General features: G+C 60.1%; 1 protein-coding gene. It reads right to left on the reverse strand.

Annotation, left to right across the window (positions count from 1 at the left end; genetic code table 11):
* Nucleotides 1-1028 (reverse strand): porin (locus EN991_RS37605; protein WP_164769726.1); only part of this gene is annotated, 1028 nt, incomplete at both ends.

Genomic DNA, 1028 nt, shown 5'->3' on the forward strand with positions numbered 1-1028 from the left:
GAGTCGTTGTCGATGGCGCCCTGGCCGACGCGCTGCCAGTCGACTTCGGCCGTGACCGTGAGGCCAGGAACAACGGTGTAGGCGACGTTCGCCGCGACGCCGATATCCTTCCAGTCGTCATATGACGCCTGGAGGTTGAACGAGGTCTTTTCGTTGAACTTGTAGGTGCCACCGCCCCACAGAGCCCAGTTACCGCCCCACTGCTTGTAAAAGCCGCGGCCGAGCGCGTCGATATTGTTGGTATGGTCGTTGAGGTTATCGTCGGTGCCGTAGCCGGCCATCAAGAACAGCGACAGTTCGTTGGTGGCGTTCACGTCCAGGCGAACCTTGCCGGCGACTTCCTCGTAGTTGCTGTCATACGACACAACACCGGTGATGGCGCCCCAGCCTTGCGTGTACTTCAGACCGCCGACGACATGCGGAACATAGCTGTCGATGGTGCCAACCTCACCCGAACCTTCTTCGAGCGAAACCACGGCCGAGAGGCCATTGCCGGCATCGAAGTAGTACTGAATGACGTTGGTCTGGAAATTGCCGTACGGGACGATCGTGTCGTTGATGACGTTGCCGGCATAGCCGATAAACGTATCAAAGGCCGATTCGTCAGCGCCGACGCGCAGGCCGCCGAGCTGGATCCAGGCGAATTCCAGAGCGCTGCTCTTGTTGCGGGCCTGCCAGCCGTCGCCATTACGGTTGGGGTTCGTAGTGCCGCCGGGCCCCGAGTTATCGCCAAAGTCGCCGTAGTTGTTGCCGAAATTGATGCGGTATTCGGTGTAGGTCTTCAACGTGCCGAGTTCGGTTTCCTGGCCGGTCCAGGTCTTCAGCGTGAAGCGGGTGTTCTTCCAGTAGGTCGAGTTGTCGTCGCCGTGCTGGTGATCCGTAACGTGGTTGACGCCATCGAACGAGCCGCCGTCACCCACGCCGACATCATAGCGGACATAGCCGCCGATGCGCAGGCAGGTCTCGGTGCCGGGGATGTAGAAGTAGCCAGCGCCGTAGACGTCGCAAATCTTGACGTATTCAGCGGG

This window comes from Mesorhizobium sp. M7A.F.Ca.US.005.03.2.1, from assembly GCF_003997795.1.
GTDB classification, from domain to species: domain Bacteria; phylum Pseudomonadota; class Alphaproteobacteria; order Rhizobiales; family Rhizobiaceae; genus Mesorhizobium; species Mesorhizobium ciceri.